This is a genomic window from Methanosphaera sp. BMS, assembly GCF_003268005.1.
In the GTDB taxonomy this organism is placed as follows: Archaea; Methanobacteriota; Methanobacteria; order Methanobacteriales; family Methanobacteriaceae; genus Methanosphaera.
The window spans coordinates 343,859-362,843 of the sequence record NZ_CP014213.1 but is presented as its reverse complement, the minus strand read 5'-3'; the positions used below and the strand labels follow the sequence as shown (position 1 = coordinate 362,843).

Annotated in this window: 12 protein-coding genes; 2 read left to right on the top strand and 10 right to left on the bottom strand. The window is 28.4% G+C overall.

Annotation, left to right across the window (positions count from 1 at the left end; genetic code table 11):
- Positions 1-545: 545 nt before the first annotated feature.
- Together AW729_RS01220 and AW729_RS01215 are read right to left on the bottom strand one after the other, a co-directional pair.
- The gene (locus AW729_RS01220; protein ID WP_112123366.1) at positions 546-2,042 is read right to left on the bottom strand and encodes a transposase; all 1,497 of its coding nucleotides are present in this window, start codon (positions 2,040-2,042) and stop codon (positions 546-548) included.
- 273 nt (positions 2,043-2,315) lie between these two features.
- Positions 2,316-3,545, bottom strand: coding sequence for an MFS transporter (locus AW729_RS01215; RefSeq protein ID WP_112123365.1), 1,230 nt, complete (start codon positions 3,543-3,545; stop codon positions 2,316-2,318).
- A 136-nt stretch (positions 3,546-3,681) separates the two neighbouring features.
- Between AW729_RS01215 and AW729_RS01210 the strand changes: the two genes are divergently transcribed.
- Positions 3,682-4,092: a helix-turn-helix domain-containing protein gene (locus tag AW729_RS01210; protein ID WP_112123364.1), complete on the top strand. Its 411-nt coding sequence runs from the start codon at positions 3,682-3,684 to the stop codon at positions 4,090-4,092.
- A 408-nt stretch (positions 4,093-4,500) separates the two neighbouring features.
- Here AW729_RS01210 and AW729_RS01205 read toward each other — a convergent pair whose 3' ends face one another.
- The 4 genes from AW729_RS01205 to AW729_RS01190 all read right to left on the bottom strand — a co-directional run bounded on the left by AW729_RS01205 (position 4,501) and on the right by AW729_RS01190 (position 5,965).
- On the bottom strand, positions 4,501-4,923 hold the full coding sequence (locus AW729_RS01205) for a hypothetical protein (protein WP_112123363.1): 423 nt from the start codon (positions 4,921-4,923) through the stop codon (positions 4,501-4,503).
- A complete protein-coding gene (locus AW729_RS01200; RefSeq protein ID WP_112123362.1) occupies positions 4,920-5,180 on the bottom strand; it encodes a hypothetical protein in 261 nt (86 codons plus the stop codon). The genes AW729_RS01205 and AW729_RS01200 overlap by 4 nt, the downstream gene beginning before the upstream one ends.
- A 159-nt stretch (positions 5,181-5,339) precedes the next feature.
- Positions 5,340-5,771: a hypothetical protein gene (locus AW729_RS01195; protein ID WP_112123361.1), complete on the bottom strand. Its 432-nt coding sequence runs from the start codon at positions 5,769-5,771 to the stop codon at positions 5,340-5,342.
- Positions 5,772-5,779: 8 nt separating this feature from the next.
- Entirely contained in the window at positions 5,780-5,965 is a 186-nt protein-coding gene (locus AW729_RS01190; protein ID WP_112123360.1) for a hypothetical protein, read from the bottom strand.
- Positions 5,966-6,417: 452 nt separating this feature from the next.
- On the opposite strand from AW729_RS01190, the gene AW729_RS01185 reads away from it, so the two are divergent.
- Complete coding sequence (locus AW729_RS01185; protein ID WP_162685716.1) at positions 6,418-7,626, top strand: IS4 family transposase; 1,209 nt, start codon at positions 6,418-6,420, stop codon at positions 7,624-7,626.
- A 1,234-nt stretch (positions 7,627-8,860) separates the two neighbouring features.
- Here AW729_RS01185 and AW729_RS01180 read toward each other — a convergent pair.
- The 4 genes from AW729_RS01180 to AW729_RS01170 all read right to left on the bottom strand — a co-directional run bounded on the left by AW729_RS01180 (position 8,861) and on the right by AW729_RS01170 (position 18,791).
- Positions 8,861-10,795, bottom strand: a complete 1,935-nt coding sequence (locus AW729_RS01180) for a hypothetical protein (RefSeq protein WP_112123358.1) — start codon at positions 10,793-10,795, stop codon at positions 8,861-8,863.
- 731 nt (positions 10,796-11,526) lie between these two features.
- Positions 11,527-11,760, bottom strand: coding sequence for a transposase (locus AW729_RS01175; protein WP_162685715.1), 234 nt, complete (start codon positions 11,758-11,760; stop codon positions 11,527-11,529).
- Complete coding sequence (locus tag AW729_RS11120) at positions 11,736-12,899, bottom strand: hypothetical protein (protein ID WP_162685714.1); 1,164 nt, start codon at positions 12,897-12,899, stop codon at positions 11,736-11,738. The genes AW729_RS01175 and AW729_RS11120 overlap by 25 nt, the downstream gene beginning before the upstream one ends.
- 1,338 nt (positions 12,900-14,237) lie before the next feature.
- Positions 14,238-18,791, bottom strand: a complete 4,554-nt coding sequence (locus tag AW729_RS01170; protein ID WP_112123356.1) for an Ig-like domain-containing protein — start codon at positions 18,789-18,791, stop codon at positions 14,238-14,240.
- Positions 18,792-18,985: the final 194 nt, after the last annotated feature.

Genomic DNA, 18,985 nt, shown 5'->3' with positions numbered 1-18,985 from the left:
ATTATTTAATACAAAAACATGAAACAATAAATTAAAGGAGAAAAACGTGGCTAAAGCCACAACGTTATTCCCTTATCTATACACAATAAAAGACTAATTGCTTGATTCAATTCATTATTGAATTCTTGTTTGATTGTTATACTGTTATTGAATACAATGATGACTGCAAACAGTATGTTCAAACCACATGTATAGTCTTCTATAAGTGTACCTCTATTTGGGATTTTGATTTATTCAAAATCTTTTTTTTTAGGTTTCAAAACAAATGTAACATTTCCTTTTGGGTCTATCTGCTTTTTTCATAATGCAGATGGGTTTTTTTTAATACAACAATTTTTCTTTGCAGGGTGTTGATTGATTAGATTATCATATCTTCCAGTTATACTGTTTTTTCGTGGTCAATCTTCAGATTTAATGTATCGTCTTTTACTTCGTTATAGAGAAGTTTAACGAACTTCATTATGTTTTATACTCCTATTTTTTTTACAATTTTAGCTTTTTTATTTGAATTTGGGTGTTCGCCAAAAATGATTTTTTGATTTTTTTTAAAATATATTTACATCAAGTGCTAATTGGTGTGTAACGGATATATTTTCGCAAAAATTCATTATATCTTCTTTTTGATTGTTTTTATTGTATTTTAAGTTGTATAATCTTTTTATGTTATATGCTAATGCATCTAAGTAGATTCTTTCTTCTGTTTTTGTTTTTCCTATTACAACTTCTTGTTCTATATGATAAAATTCTTTGAATGTTCCGAATGGTCCTTCAACACATGGTCTTTTACTATATTCTTCTTGATATTCTTCTTTTTCCATTTTAAAGTACATTTCTATTTGTAATCTGTTACCGTTTTCTGTGATGGTTCTGTGTGTTTGTTTTTGTGATATGCAGTCTTTTTGATATTTGCAGTTTTTGCATGCTGTGTAATTGTTGTATAATCGTTTTATTTTTGCTGGTTTTTCTGGGTCTTTGTCTGGTATTGTGTATTGATTGTAAAATATTAAATATTGTCCTGATGGACATTTAAATACATCTTTTTCTCCGATATATTCGAAATGATCTTTATGAAATGGATTTTTGTTTAATTTTCCTATTATTTCTTTGGATTGTTTTCTTGTTGGTATTAATCCATCAATATTCTTATTTTTAAAGTAAGATAAGCTTGTGGGATTTAAATAGATTGTATCTGCGCTCATATGTTCTGGTATTTTTTCTATATTTTTTATTGCTTTATCTGCTATTGCTGGTAGTTGGTAATGGTCTGTTGGACTTTGTGTGACATTTATTGCACAAATTAATTTTGTTTCATAATCAACTGCTGATTGTATATTATAAGCTATTAAGAAGTTTCCTTTTTTTCCTTTCATTTTACGTGCTTGTTTATCGTTCATTGGTATTTTATCTTGTCCAGTGAGTGTAAATTCTGTTTCTATGTCGTATAATATTTCTAATTTTTCTTCGTTACTTAAATTTGGATTTTCATATAATTTTTTAGCAGGTTTATGAAGTTTTTCAAGTTTATCTTCATCAATTTGAACTCCTTTGTAGTATTGAAGTAATAGTTGGGTTTCTTTTTCTGAGATTGTATTGTGGTTAGAATTACATGCTTTTTTCACAGTTCCATCGATAGCCACGTGATTAAATTCTGTATATTTTTCTTCTGATGCTTTTTTCAGTGTCATTTGTAGAAATAACTCATAATATTCTCCGTATTCATCCCGATATCTTTGTATTGTTCGCTCTGAAGGAGTAATTCCATCACAAACAAACTTAAATATATCATGGTATTTTGCCATCTCTTCAATAATTTTCGCACTATCCATATGTTCTAATTTAGCCCAAACAAGTAATTTAATCATTGAACAAAGGTTATAAGAAGGTCTACCTTTATTATTTTCATTTACTTTAATGTCTAATTTTTCATAAGCATCTTCGATAAAATCAACAACAAAACGAGAAATATGATCACTTGGAACATTGTAATCATTAGTTCTAATAATTAGTTTAGCTTGTTTCTTATCCATATTTTTCATAACCATAAATAAACAATCCATTTAATTCATTTTATAATAATAATTATGTATAACCTACTATATAAACTTAACTAAATAATTAGGGATTATTAACAATAATAAGAATAAAATAAATATTTATATGAAAAATAATTAAAAGTATATCTTCACATATAGGTATAACTCTTAAAAATAAGGTAATTATAAAAATAATTGAATTTAAAAAATTTGAAGTTGTACCATTTCCAGTGTAAAATTAATTTTGGCGGACACCCATTTAAAAATCAAGCAGGTGGGATGTTACATTCCAAATTTTTTATCCATTTTTATAAATGATTTTCTTGAACATAACCATACTATAAATGCTATTACTGAAATCGTTATTGCACCCAACATTACATAAGACCATCCACCAAATGACCATAAAAATGATGCAAGTGCACTTCCAATAGCTCCGAATATGAAATTATTAACTACAAATACAGTATTTAGCCTGCTACGTTCATTATCTGCTAAGGCAAATAATCTTGCTTGAGATAAAACACTTATTCCCTGTACCGCTATGGAAAATATTGCAGCAACAAGTACTATTGCAATTATGGAATCAGAGAAAATATATCCGAATATCATAGTTATTAAAGTTGTTAATACAAATATTCCTAGTGCAGGTACACTAAAGCCTTTATCCTGTAATTTTCCCAGGCCTACACCCAATACTGCAGCGACAAGTCCGGATAAACTAACAACCCCTATCTGGAATGTATTGTAATTAAATGGATTTCCAGATAATAAGAATGTTAATGATGTCCAAAATAAATTAAATATTAAACCGAAGATTAATCCAGTATGTAACAGTATATTGGGCAGTACTTTATGTCTTTTAAATGTTGTGAATACACTGATGATAAGATTCTTATATGAATCAAGATTATTGTTAACTGGAATTTCCGGTAAAACATACAATATGACTATTGTCATTATCAGGTTTAAAACTGCTGCAATAATATAAACAGATCTCCAACCCCATAAACCAGCAATAATACCACTGGCAAATCTAGAAAACAAAATACCCGTAGTAATACCGGAGGAAACGATTCCCACAATTCGTCCACGATCACCAGGTTTACTTAAATCACCTGCAAGAGGTAATATAATTTGGCCTGATATAGTGACAAGACCCATACTAAATAAAGATAAAGTCAATATGATAAAAGAAGGTGATAAAGCACAAGCAACTAGTGTAAGCACTGATAAGAACATTACAATAGAAATTAATTTTTTTCTTTGAACAAAATCACCCAAAGGCACAATACATAAAATACCCAAGGCATAACCTATCTGAGTAGCAGTAACCAATAATCCCCCATTTGCAGCTGACAAACCAAAACTTGTCATAATCTGCACAAGCAATGGTTGAGCCCAATATAAGTTACCAATTGCAAGACCACCCGCAACAGCAAACAAAACGGCTAAAAAAGTAGTCATAACCACACTATTACCATTATTTTTAACATTCTCATTATTTCCCATTCAAGCACCTTTTAAATTGTTATTACAATAATCCTTTTTCAATATATGAATTTAATTAAATGAATATTTAAAGATAAAGTGGCATTAATGTCATCTTAAAAAAGAAATAAATCATAAAAAATATATAAAAAAATATATGAATATTGATCCAGAAAAATTAGAATTCTACGAAAAAAAGTATGAAAGAAATCCGGTTGAAACAGCAACTAAAATTATCAGCAACAAATGGACATTACATATATTAAGGGATTTATTCATAGGAAAAAGTCATTTCAATGAATTTAAAGCCAACAGGAAAACACTAGACAATAAATCATTAGCAAGATGTCTAAAAACAATGGAAAACAACGGACTAATATATAAAGAAAACGATGAAGATGACCCTAAAAATACAGAATACCATCTGACTAAGAAAGGCAAATCACTAAATAAAGTCTTTTATGAATTATTATTATTTGCAATAGGAAATGATGAAGAAAATGAATATTATACAGAACATAACAAAAAAGAATTAAAAGAAATGTATAAAGAAATACTAAATCTTTAATTGAATTTATTGAAAACCCCATTTTTTTTAAGTCCGGTATAACGAAGAAAAAAATTTCCATTTTATTCTTATTTATATTTGAGTATAGAGAAGAATAATAAATAGTTAATTCCTTTATGGGTATAAACAGTTAAAACTATTTTTTTTATTATCATCTTTGAAAATGATGTATCTTTCACATTAATGAATTATTTAATAAATCTAAGCTTGTAGAAGGTTTAACTTTTGAAATGTTGTTAACGGTTCAAGAAGTATGTGAAGAGATTTTAGTTGTAATAAGGATAATCTTCAAAATGCGGTTAATAGTATTCTTAAAAGATTAATGAAGATTATAAAAGTAAAAATAGGACTTAAGAAATAGAAACGTTATATCAAAATGATATATAAAAATATGATGATGAAAAAAAATCATATTTCTAATCTTATTTCATCATAATTCAAAATGGGAATCTTACTATTTTTATTTCCATCAATTAATTGAATAAAACCATTTTCAGATAATTTATGAACTTTAGGTTGAATAGTTTTAACATCTTTATGCATTTTATCAGCTAAATCTCTAATAGAAGTTATTTCATTGTATTTAATTGCAGATAGGACTTCAAAATCTAATTGGGTTAAGTTAATTTTATTAGTAACTAAAGCTTTTCCTTTTTCAATAGTTTCATGGGGATTTTCTAAGAAATAATTCCAATTTTCTAAATCAATTAACATTTCCATATTATTTGTTTGATTAAATAAACGTTCTAATTCTTTTTTAGAACCATATTTTTGGATTAAATCTTTAATTACATCGGTACCGTTTTGTCTTTTGATTAATGTTATCATCATTTCAATAACTCCTCCCTCAATAAATCCAATTCAACTTTTTTATATTTTTCAATATGGGCTTTTACAATAAATAATGTTTCATATAGTGTTTTAGTCTTTATCATAACTCTATCGGGGTGAATATGTGGAAATCCATGTTCATAATTATCTATTAAAATATTATCGGGCATTATAACGATTGACCATCCACGTATAGTTTCCTGAAAAATTATTCTTTTTTCATACAAACAAATATCTTGGTTAGTATTTCTTTTCATATGTTATTATCTCCCTTATAATATATATAAATTTGTTGGTATTATACCATCACAAATATTATCAAATTTAATGTAATTAATAGTCCTTTTTTTAAATCTTTTCAAGTTTCTGAATTATTGACATATTTAAAGAAGTTTAATCTATTTATCTGATTCTCGTTATTGTTTCTTAATAATTTCTCCATTTTTCACATTATATATGCGTTTGACCTTATCAACCTTGTCATATCTATCATCAAAGGATACAAAATTCCAAAATTTACGGTAATTCATATAATAAATATTTATACAGTCTGAAAAATCGAATTTACCATTGAATCTAACATATATGCCCAATATCTTCTTAAATATTTCATTCTCATAAATATTTAATACCTTTGTAATTTCTGTGATTAACCGGAACATTTCCTTCTTTGTTTCATTATCATATTCTTTACAGAAGTTCATCACCTTAATTAATTCACTGAATGTAATGTATAATTGTTTTTGATCAAGAAAATAAATTAAAGATAACGTTTGTTCATGATTTTCATGAGTTTGATCAAAAAGTGCTTCAATTAATGTGTGATCAATTAAGTAACCCATAGTCATTTCTATATTCACTTCCTGCTAATTTTACTTATATCCAATAAGGATGGTTTCTTTATAAATTTCATTGTAACTGTTTTATTTTCTTCATCTAAATCCCATTCAACATAAGACGCAGCTTGAACATCCAAAATTTCTCTAACTCTTTTCGGGATTGCTGTCTGATAAAAATTATTTAATGTAGTCCTAATAATCATACAAATTTACTCCTAAGTAATAATTTATAATTCAATATATAAACTTTACAATAAAAACCAATGCTGTCAAGTTAAGATTTTTACTTATTTTTATACCTTAGTTTACTTATTCTAACCATTATTTACTTTAATTTTACTTAATCCCATAGTGTATTTAATTATATTGAATATTATAAGTGTTTATTTTATTTGAGATTATTTTAAGAATAAATTATAGTTTGATTTATATATTACTTATTATATATTATTATTTAGTTAATTCACATTGTGTTTATATTTGTTTTTTATTATTGTTTTGTGTGGATTTGAGTAATAGTATTTTGATGGTAATTATGTTTTTATGTAATCATTTGTTGGATAATTTAGGAAATTTTAATAATTATGTTTGTGAAAAATATATATTAGGAGAAAATAATTTTGTTCGTAATCGTAAGTTGCCTCAGGAATGTATTATGAAATATGTTCCATGGAATCGTGGACGTACAACTGCATTAGAGGCCTTGTATTTTATGGAAGAATTTTGGGGTGAAATGGATATGGATGTGTCTAAACAGGCTATTTCTGAAAGAAGGATGATTATTGACCCACAGGCATATATTGATATAAATGGTGATTTATTAAAAAGAATATATACGGAACCCGAATTAAAAACATTTAAAGGTTATTATTTAGCAGCTCATGATGGTTCTATATTTGATTTGCCGAATTATCCTACTATCCGTGAAGATTTTGGTATTGAAGATAATATTGATCATTCCAAACATACGGCTACTGCCAGAGTATCTACAATGGTTGATGTACTAAATGAATTTATTTTAAGTTCTACCATTACCAGCAGAAAGTCTGGTGAACCTAATCTTGCCATTGACCATTTAGAAGATGTTAAAAATAAGATTAACCTTCAAAAAACAATATCAATATGTGATAGAGGTTATGGTTCAAAAAAACTAATGTTAAAAATAATGCAACTAAATTCATATTTCGTAATACGACTAAAAAAAGACACATTCATAGATCAAAGATATAAAATGACTACTGATGATGAAATAATTGAAGTACCACTAACTAAATCATTCATAAAAACAATACAAGACGAAAAATTAAGAAACTATGCAAACAAAGAACAAAAACTCAAAATAAGAATAATAAACATAAAATTACCAACCGGAGAAATAGAAACACTAACAACCAATGTATTCGATAAAACAATGACAATACAAGATTTTAAAGAAATATACAACAAAAGATGGACAATAGAAACCAACTACGACAAACTAAAAAACAAATTAGAAACAGAAAACTTCTCCGGCCGCAGAAAAATAATCATAGAACAAGACTTCTACTCAGACGTATACGTATTTAACATAGCAACAGTAATCAAACACGACGCAAACCAACAAATAACACGACAACCCCAAAAAAACAACAAACACCAATACAAAGAATACTCAACAAACTTCAACATAGCAGTAGGACTAGTAAAAAAAGAATTACTCAACTTACTAACTCCTGATGAAGAAAAACAACAACAAGCAATACAAAAAATATTCAAAATACTACAAAAAAACCTAATACCCATAAAAGAAGAAACCAAAACAACAACCCGAGAACCAGTAGACTACGGACACAAATTCAACGACAACAACAAAAGATCATTCTAAAAAAAAACACAATACAAAAAAAATTTCACATAAAAACTATCTTAACTTGACAGCATTGGAATATATTAAACAAAATACTATTAAATTTTGATTATTCTGAATATAACATCAACTAAATCTTGTTGAAACATATCAAAATAGAATTGCTCTGCCACATCTATTTAAACTCTTTATATTTCTTTTTTTATATGTTTTTGTGGAAGTTAGTTTAATATTTAATAGAGTTAATTTCCAATTTTAATGGGTTAATGATAAGATAATTTAGAAATAAATGTCGTTAGGAATCTGTAACTAGTAATTTAGGTATTTCATTTTTTTATTTTGTTCAAAACGAGATGTAAGTTATATTGTTTTACATTATCATCATAAATCCGTTTTTAATTATTATTTTTTAAACATTTTATCAAAATCATTTTGTTATTTTCTTCACCATATTTTTCCCTTGTTTGTCGTTTTTTATGATAATATGTGAATTACTTAATATGCAAAACATATTATGAAGAGGACTATTTAAATTATAGAAATAAATGTTTTGTTTTATCATCATTTTTTTCTTCGTTATATGCGGTATAGCGAAGTAAAATTTTTTAAAAACTAAATTCCATACTTTAAATTTAATATAAATAAATAATACTCTTTAAATAGTTTAAAATTCAACATATTATTAGTAGTTTTTAATACTATTATTCTTAAAGAGTCTGCTGGCTGGAAGTAGTGTGCGTTAATATATTTTTTTTAGGGGAGTAACCTAGATTATTTTATTCTCCTAAAAATTATTTTTAAAATTTATCAGATGGTATCTGTGTTCTGCAAAAGTAGCAAAGCTTTCCACTATAAAAATAACCCAGTAGTAGAACGCTGCACAAAAGCTTATTTTTTCTCTTTTGTATTCTTTAATGAGGTGATTACAATGTTTGAAGTATTAGTACTAATAATAGTACTAAACTTACAAGCATTTGAGTTTTTAACAAGACTCATTTGTTTGAAAATAACCTTGTTTTCATTACAACTTTAACAAACATGAAAACAACGTTTAACAGCGGAAAGCGTTAAGCTCCATAACAAAAAAGATGCCTAACTTTTATATCACATTAAATTGTTATATATCTCCGGTATATATATAGTTTCTGTTGGAATGATCTTTTTCTCTTAAACCCATAGCATATTTAATTAAAATACTTCAAAAAAAATATTCATCAAAAAAAAGATATTGGAAAAAGGGGGTGAAATTAGATTATTCATCATCACTGCTTTCCATTATAGCAAGATTGAATCTTAAGAGATCTTTTGTCTCTGCCAGTTTCTGTAATGCTTCCAGGTTATCTTCCTTATTTATCTTTAAATCCTCAAGTTCTATGTCATTATATGCCTTTACATATAACTCTATTAAATCATAATCCTCGTTTATCACATCAAACAGTTGCATGTAATTGTCCATTTCGAATTTTATAGGAAGCAGATTTTTTTTATCCTCTGCTAGTTTATATTCATTTAACTGACAAATCATGGCCTTTAACATTTGTATGAGAAACTCCTTGTCTCCCTGTATGTTTCTTGATGTTAATAGATTGTTCAATAGTATCTGATTATATGTAGCATAGTCGTTTTGACTTATTGCAGTAGCTTCTATGTTCTGTATGTAGTTTTCCACTATTTCCTCTTTTTTAGTGTCTGCTATGTTGTCATTGTAGTACTTCTTGAACTTGTAGTAGTCAAATCCCTGAAGGTTTGAAGAGTAAAGATTAGTTATAGGGTTTTGTTTATAGTGTCTTCTTCCCTTCTTGGTTATCTTATAGACATATTCATCATAGTTGTCGTTTTGTTTCTGTTCTATGTAATCGTTTTCCAAGAGATAATCCAATACAAGACCATCCTTTATGTGATGTACTTCCTCTATGTTTATTCTCAGTGGCTCGTTCTGGTACATGTCTATTAATCCTAGTGCTTCATTTGCGGCTACCTCAAACTGTGCATCAAAGACTTCCCCAACATCATATACATCTGTGTCTATAGACTCAAGGAAGCCAACCTCAAGTTGTGTCTTTTCATCTATTTCTCGTTCTTGAATATCATCATCAGTTGTTTGTTCATCAGCATCCTTATAGAAGTTGTATCCACAGATTTCACATGTTTCAAGGCTATATGCTACTTCACCTTCACAGTAAGGACATACTCCCTCTGTGTCATCCTCCCCTGCCAGTGCATCTGCATCAGGGTTTAAGAGAAGGTACTCGAATCTTCTTCTTATGGTGTTAGGAAGTATTTCTTCCTCATCCAAGGCTTGCTGTATCTTACTTCTTATTTTTTGTCCATCATCCTCTGTTAGGCCATGTTCCTCTAGCAGTTCTATCGTATATTCATGTAGCATGTCCTCTGTTCCTATAAGGTTATCCACGTTAAGGCCGCTGTATATGTTATTGTATATGATTGTGGATATCTCATATACCCTGTCCCTGTTTTTATTAATATTTCTTCGTATTTGTCTTAGATAATTCTTGTCAATCTTTTTAAGCTTTGGAACTAGATTGTATTGTTTAACGTCATACCTTCTAGGCATACTAAAACATATCGTAGATGGCTTCTTGACAAAAATCTCATTCACATCATCAAATATGGTCATGCAGTGCTTGTAGTCATAGACGTTTCCCATTACATTCAATCCGAGGTATTTGGAGTCAATCGTATGATATGCCTTTTTAATCTTGTTGTTAACAAATACGCTTCCATAGTTATTTATAAACTTGATGTAGGTAAATATCAGGTTGTCTGCAAATTCAAATGCCAGTCCATTGCTGATTAAAATATCAACAACTATTCTTGTAGGCTTTCTTAGAACTACAGTTATGTTTGGTGTTTGCAGGAGGTTAATAATCTGGTATAGGAAGATCTTATTTGACCTGAACTCCGGCAGTACATAAAACTCATTTATACATACCAGTACCTTGTTGTCAAATATGGTATCGGTCGTGTAGAATCCTACAACCTTATTGTCATAGGTCAGTTCAAAGAATGTTGAAAAATCAGGGTATTCTATGATATATTCTTCATCCACTATGGACTCATAGATATATCCATATTCCTTTTCTAGAAATTCCATTAATCCGCCGTCAATCTCATCTTTCATAAAGCTCTTAAACTTCTGATTTTCACGTTCAATATACTCTGTCATAATAATCTAAAATCCCAATTGTTTTTTTATAAAATGAATAATGAATTTGATAATCATTTAAATTCAAATAATCAAAATTTATATTTTATCTAATATAGTATACATTTATTTATCTAATTAATGATTAATAAAGGCTATCTACTAGAAAATAAGAAAATGAGAAGTTACTCTAAAACAATTTGGATTTCATCCACAATAGCTACACGTGAATGGGAAAGTTGAAAAAACAGATAAAGTTTTGTGTTGAAAAAAGGGGAATATGAATCAGGACCACTTCAACAGAGACCTGACCAAAATTAGTTAAGTACTTATTTTTTCCATATACAAAATATACTGTGTTTATAATTAAATTATAGTTCATTTGATTTTTGATATGTTAAATTACTTTAAAAATAGTGTTTTTTCAATAAAATAAGTATTTATCATGTTTTTTGAAGTTTAATATAAATGATGGAACTTGTGGAAAGATCCATCAAGTTTTAGTAAATTTTTTTAGTGTAATATTTCCTATGTTAAATCATACTATTTAAATGTATATGTATTTTTTTTGAGTGCGTGGGTTATCCTGTGTAGTTTGGGGTTTTACCTATCCATTATTATATGGGATTATTTTTAGGTTATATTTTATATTTGGTTATTATTTCTTTAACAAAAGATATATATTTTTCATCTTCTGTTATTAAATTGTTTAAGAGTTTTTCATAGAGTTTGTTAAGGTTATAGCTTATTGCTTAGAGATTCATTATGTTTTGGATTTTTTCTCGTCCTCTGAAGAATAGTATGTCAATATGGTAGAATTGTTTGAATGTTCCGAAGGGTGATTCTACTGTGGGTGCTCGTTCGTTATAAACCTTTTGAGCTTCTTCTGTCTTCATTTTCATGGTCATTTCTCTTTTTTCTGGTGAACCATAGATTGTGTATGTTTTATGGTTTTGTTTTCCTAAACACTCATTTCTAAGTGACAATCCTTGCAGGCTTCTGTATTAACATATATTCTTTTAGTATCCAAAGGTAGTCCCGTTTTTTCTTTCTTTTCATCAGAGACGGGGTATGCGTATAGATTAAACATTGGATAACCCATGAAACATTCAATATAATTTTCTTCATAATGTATGGTTACATTATCCATGCTAAATGGGTTAGTTCGTCTTTTGCCTTTATCTATTCGTGATTGTGTTGAATTATAGATATATCCTTCGATTTCTTCTTTATTCAGGAATACAAAGGTAGTTTCACTGTTATATCCGGCATCGGCTAACACTTCATTTGGCTTTACTGGACTATTTTCTATTGCTATTTTCACTGTTGACGATAATTCAAAGTAATCATTTGCATTTTGAGAGTTATAAACTCCCATTATCAATTGCGCTTGTGTGTCAACACATGTTTGTATGTTATAAGATATTTCTATTTTATTTTTCTTATTTAACATCCATCGTGCATCAGGATCATATAATGGAATCTTCTTTTTACCATATATTCTCATCTGAATTTTAGCTTCTTCTAAAAATGCTATTTTCTGTTCTACAGTCATATTACCATTATTATAAAATTGTTGAGCAGGTTTTTTAAGCAACAAAACCTCCTCTTTACCATATCGCTTATTTTTAAGTATACGCAATAACCTTCTTAAATCCTTCTTTGTAATGTAATTAAAAGAAGAATTACAAGCCTTGATTTTTGTTCCATCAATTGCAACACGAAAAAAATCCGTTAAATCATAATCATATGCAAACAAAAGACTCTTAGATAAAATTTCAGTGTAATAATCTAAAAAATAACAACGATAACGACTTACACTAGTACGAGAAACATTAATTCCTTCCATAATCAACTTAAACACAGAATCTGTCCGTGTAAAATCTGCAATCTTACCTGGTGAAAACATCTTAATTATATGACAATATAAAATCAAAGTCAACATATTCTTAACAGGCAAACGAGGACGACCACACCCCTTAGACTCAAAATCCTCATAAATCGAATGACAATACATCTCCACAAAGAACATCACAAAAAACACAAGATAATCCTCCTGAATATCCTCGATGTACTTTCTTTCAATAAACTTTTTCAAACTTTCATCAAATTTCCCAGACCTCATTTTTCATCACTAAAAAAAAAATTTACTAAAACCAGTTATAATCAAACAAAAACAACATTAACAAACCAATACATAAAAATACCTAAAAAAAATACTTAAATTTAGGTATAACTAAAGTCATAGTCTTTATTTTAATTATAACTAATTAATGATATGTAGTTTATTATATAAATACTTTTTAAGAAAAATAATTAAAAAATACGATGGAAATATTGTCAAATGAATGAAAAAAAGACAATGGAGGAATATTGAAAAAATTTTTAAAAAAAGCAGTCATAATGGTAAATTAACAAAATAAGTTTTATATATATTCAATAGAAAAAATTAAGATTAATGGATATATAATATGAAAATCTGTGTGTTGTGAGAATTTTGGTCACTTCTCTATTATTTTTAAAAACAGACTATGTTCTCTTATTATGACGTGTGGTGCTTCTGGTAGTATTGGTAAAAAAAGTTGTGCAGGTAGTATAAATTATTATGCTTTATGTTATTGTTAGTTTCACTGTTTTGTTTAGTCCGTTGTAGTAGTTGTTGTTTCCTGTTTTGATTGTTAGGTTGTATATTCCTTTTTTGAGTTTTAGTGGTATTTTAGTGTCGAGTATTCAGTTGGTTATTTGTGGTGTTGTGTCATGTTTTAAAATAAGCAGAGTAAATATATGTTAAAATGAGGTAGTAAGTTAAAAGAGTGTAGGTATATCCGTATCCTTAATCGTTTAACTATCGATTGTTTACTGAATTGGAGATTAACCTTTGATTACTATGTATAAGAGAATCGATTCCCTTATTATTCCAAGTAATAACATTATGCAAGTTAATACTGGTGTGATAACGGAATCCATAGTTTCACCCCCATTTTTTCAATATTAGTGTTTTAATAGATAATTGCACATGGAAACAATTTTTCTATAAAACAATAGAGGATCTTCATCTATACCTACAATATATTATTTTATAGTAATAAATTATTAAATTTTATGAAATGGTTAAAAAAAGTCTCTTATAATAAAATAGATAAATATTTAAAATTAGTTTTTATAAAATGTTATGTTAAAAGAATCTGTTAAAGATTCTAACAATAACATTTTCCATGTTTTTACTATGCTTCCGTTATCAACTGAAAGTCACTAGCATGAGTAATATTATTTATCTTATTAGTATATATACTTATCTTAAAATAAATTCCAGTCATTATAAAATAAAATCATTAAGAGGCTGTTTTCATGTTAATAAATCAAGAAAGCATAAAAAGAATAAAATAGTAATGGAAGTATATGAGATTACTTCCATCCTACATTTTTTTTGAGGTTTAGTTATTTACTTGTAATTTATTTACTTTTAAGCTTTTACAACAGTCATTGTTGTATTACTTGTTAGTTTGTCATAACCACTTGCTGTAAATACAGCTTCAACAGTGTAGGTATTAACCTTAAGATCACCAAGGTTATAATCTACTGATACTTCACCATTAACATCTACTTTAGCATAAATTACCTTACCGTTAGCATCTTTAACTGTTTTACCATTGATTTTAAAGACAATTTTACCTGTTGTTATTGGTGTGTCTCCGAGTGCTACTTTTGCCTTGAGTGTTACTGTTGAGCCCGTGGTTACTGGTTCATTGAATGGTGTTATTGTGAGTGTTGGTGTTGCTTCTATTACTGTGACTGTGGTGGTTGTTGTTTGTTTGTCGTACTTGGTTGAACCGGAGTATACTGCTGTAATGTTGAGGTCTTTACCTGATGCATCCATTGGTACTTCATAGGTTGCTGTTGCTACACCATCAACAACTTTGGCATACACCACCTTACCGTTTGCATCTTTAACTGTTTTACCGTTTACTTTAAATGTCACTTTACCACCGTTGAAGTTGTTACCCAATTGATCTGTAACTCTAGCTGTTAGTGTCACAGTTTGTCCTGCTGTAGCACTTACTTCATCGATACTAATTATTGTTCGAGCATCTTCTATTGTGATTGTTTTTTCATCACTGCTTGCTATTACTTCTGTACTTGTCGGCCAGTAAGTTGTGATTAATGTGAATGTTTCTAATTCTGTAAAGGTAAATGTTGAAGTTGCTATTCCATCTGTTACTGTTATGTTTGCTATGTTGTCCCATCCTTTTCTGAATGTTACATATCCACCGGTTATTGGATTATTGTCTTCATCAGTGACATATGCAGTTATTTCTACTGGTTTGTTTGCTAGGATTACATTTGCTATTTGCATTGTTGTTATTGTTGGTAGTTTGTTGTCTCGTATCAACACATTTTCTGGGATTGTGATAATTGTGTCTTGTCCATACCCAGTACTTGATGTTAGTTTATTATATCTGGCTATGGTATTAATATCTTCAGTATTTATAGTTTTATCAGTTTTTGCCACATCATTGGTTTTTATTGTGTTGTTTTCTATGGTGATGTTTTCTGAGTCTTGTTGTATTCTTATTCCAACACTTAATGGTTGTATTTCTTCAGTTACTGAATTTAATGTTTGAGTTGTATCATCAGTTATGATAATTTTGTTGTCCGTTACAGTACTGTTAGGTGAATGTGCATATCCTATTCCCATAGATTTTACTCCATTTAGTGTGATGTTGTTTTTAGATATGTTAGTGTTTGATGCTGTATAAATTTCCATTCCATAGTTTACTGCCCCATTAATGAGGATATTGTTTTGAGTTAGGGTGTTATTATTAGATATTTGTCCTCCCTGGCTTGTTACTATTATACCATAGCTTATTGCTGCTTCATCGACTTCTGTGGTGTTAAGACATGTGAGGTTTATGTTGTTGTTAGCGATTATGTTATTTTGTGCACCATTACCCACTTGTATTCCATCAGTATAACGATAACCTGTAACAGTTATGTTATTGAAAATAATCTTGTTTTCTATTATATTATCTAGTGTGTTTATTCCATATACAAATCTGGAACCAGTCACTATTATATTGTTGTGCTGAATTGTGTTATTGGTTCCTTGTGGTGCTGTTATTGCTTCTATTGTACCAAATGGTGCTAGTTCAGAGTCTGTACTGTTTTGTACTGTTATGTTGTTGTATTCGATTATGGAGTTTTCTGAATTTATTGATAGTATTGCCTGTGTGTTAGCAATTGATGCTCCTTCTCCATATGTAATGTCTCTTGCAGGTCCGGTTACGCTTATACTGTTGTTTGTTATTATCGTATTTTTACTGTTTGCATCCTTTATTGCTGCAGTTAGTCCATCAGAGTTATATTGAGTTAAAATATTGTTTCTTATGAGATTGTTGTTTCCCATTGTAGTTATTATGTAGTTTGAAGTATCTGTGTTGTTAATGTTCATATTTTGTATTGTATTATCATTTGCTTCTATTACAAATGATGTGTTGACAAATGTTGCATTTGTTCCATCGAATACAGTAGCGTTTGTCTTGGAATATATTTCTCCTAGATTTATAAAGTCTCCTTGGAATATTAATCTAGTGTTTGAACTTATTCCAATTAGTTCTCCCTCAAATAGATTTTTGTTTATATTTTCTGGTGTAATTATTTTATCACCTACAACTGTTGGTGTAAGAACTAATAAGTCACTACGTGTGTTGGTAATCGTTGGGGTAATATGGATTATCATCATGTCTTCTGGTACGGTTATGTTGTATTCTGTGCTGTTTGTTATTATATTTTCACCGTTTATGTACCAGTTGTATTGTGTTTGATTTAGTAGATTTTCATCATAATATTCAGGGTGACTTAGTGCTATATTAGCTTTTAATGTTATGTTATCACCGGCAAAGACTTTTCCAGGATTTTCTATACTAAGATTATCAAAGTCTATAGTTGAGTTAATGTAGGTGTTATTGTATATTGTCACACTTACAGAATTGTTATGAATTATTGTTTCAGATATTGATTTTACATCTTTGAATATATTATCATAAATTTCTACATTTTTTATATTATTACAATAAATTGAACCTGCTTTTTGTGTAGTGGTACTGTTTGTAAATGTATTATTAGCTATTATTAGATTATTTTCTGCTTCTACTCGTATATCTGTTCCGTAACCATTGGAATGATAGTCATGCCAATCATATGGTAATACTTGTCCTTCTATAGCGTTGATGTAGTTGTTTTCAAATTTATTGTTTGAAATGTTGATTATACCTTCATAACCGCCTGATTTGAATGCATATACTGCTATTCCACTATAGTAATTCCATGAATCAGTAGCATTCATGTAATTGTTTGAAAATGTGTTGTTTATTATGTTTCCCAAATCATTCGTGATTGTAATTAAACTGAACCTATTATTAATCTTATTATTATCAAATATTGAGTTTGATACAGATACATTATATCCTCTAATGAAGTTATTTCCAGTAGTACAGTTTGTGAAATTACATTTGTCTATTATTATATTGGCATTCTGTGCAATAGTAGTCACATTATTGAATGTGGAATTGTATATTTCAATGTTGGCTCCATATGTACCTGCAAAGAATATTCCTTCATTGTTTGAAAATGAGGAATTCATTATCTTAACATGTGATTCAACATTACTTTGACTTGACATTCCAAATAGTCCATCCCATTCTACATTTCTAATGGTTAAATTACCGGTATTTCCTATACCACTTGAAGGTATAAGACATTCATCAATTATACAGTTTCCAGTATTAGTATTAGTTATACTGCAGTTAAGAGTACAGTTTATCAGGGTAAGATTACCGTTATTGACCAATGTACCTATAGTATAATATTCCCAACCCCATGAATTAGTCCAATATCCTAAATCTATTACACTATTAACAAGAGTCATATTACCATTATTTGTTTTAGAATTACCGGAAAAAGTAATGTTCTCTAACATATAATCTCCATCATATGTGGTAAGATATGGGAAGATTTTATCTGTATCATTGATAATTATTTTACCATCACCACCAATTGCAAAGTTTTCTCCAAATATGGTATCATCACTAATTGTTATAGATCCCATATTATAAATTGTTGAGTTTAATGTTGAATTAGTAAAGCTGATATTTGCATGATTGAATTTGTTTCTATTTATAATTACATTATTGAATGCATAGTTATTATTATATTCATTCATATATGGTGCAAGTCTACTAATGTCGTTGATTATTATTTCACCATTACCACCATATATGAATTCATCTCCAAATATTACATCATCTTCTATTCTTAGAGTACCTTTGTTATCTATTTCCCCATTTAATGTTGAATTTCTAACAGTTAAGTTTCCATTATTTGTTATATAATCATTTATTTCTTCATTTTCAATAATTGAATTGCCGATATATACACCACTGTCTTTGAAATAATTTATTATTTCGCTATTGTTGGTGTAAATATTCACATCCCAATTATCAAGATAAAAATCATCATTTAATGTGGTGTATTCATCTATTATAAGTATCGTATCTTTTTCAGTATAAAGTTCACAATTCAATGTAGAATTATGTATAAATATTGTATTTTCATTGCCATAAATACCAAAATATGTATTAATAATTGAGTTATTAATATAAAGAGGTGCTTCACTTTCTAGTGAGTCAGATATTTGAACATTATTAATGAATGTACTTTCCTCAATATAAATTTCATCAATTTCTTCATTTTCAATAGAATTGGTATATTCAATATCATCTATTGTAATTGAATCTTCTTTTAATTGTTTAATTGATTTTTCAATATTCTTTGTGTCCTGGTTATTATTATCACTTGGACTTGTTGTCTGTTTTTGTATCACATCACTGCTGGTATCTTGTAGCGTGCTAATTGATTCATCAGTATTATCGATATCATCTGCTGCACATACACCGGCTACAGAGACAAGTAGTGTTAATATTGCCAAGACTAAGAATATACTTTTTACATTCTTATTCATTTGTATTCAGCCTCATAATTATTTTTTTTAGAGTTATTTTTTTTGGTTAATAATAAAATTTATGCAAATCACTAGAAGAGTGTTGCATTCTGTAGGATTCATTTCTATATTTGTTATTGTTTTGTTTAATCTCATAATTGAGATGTATTTTTTGAAAAATATTAAGTAAACATTAGCGTTTAATGATTTTTTAT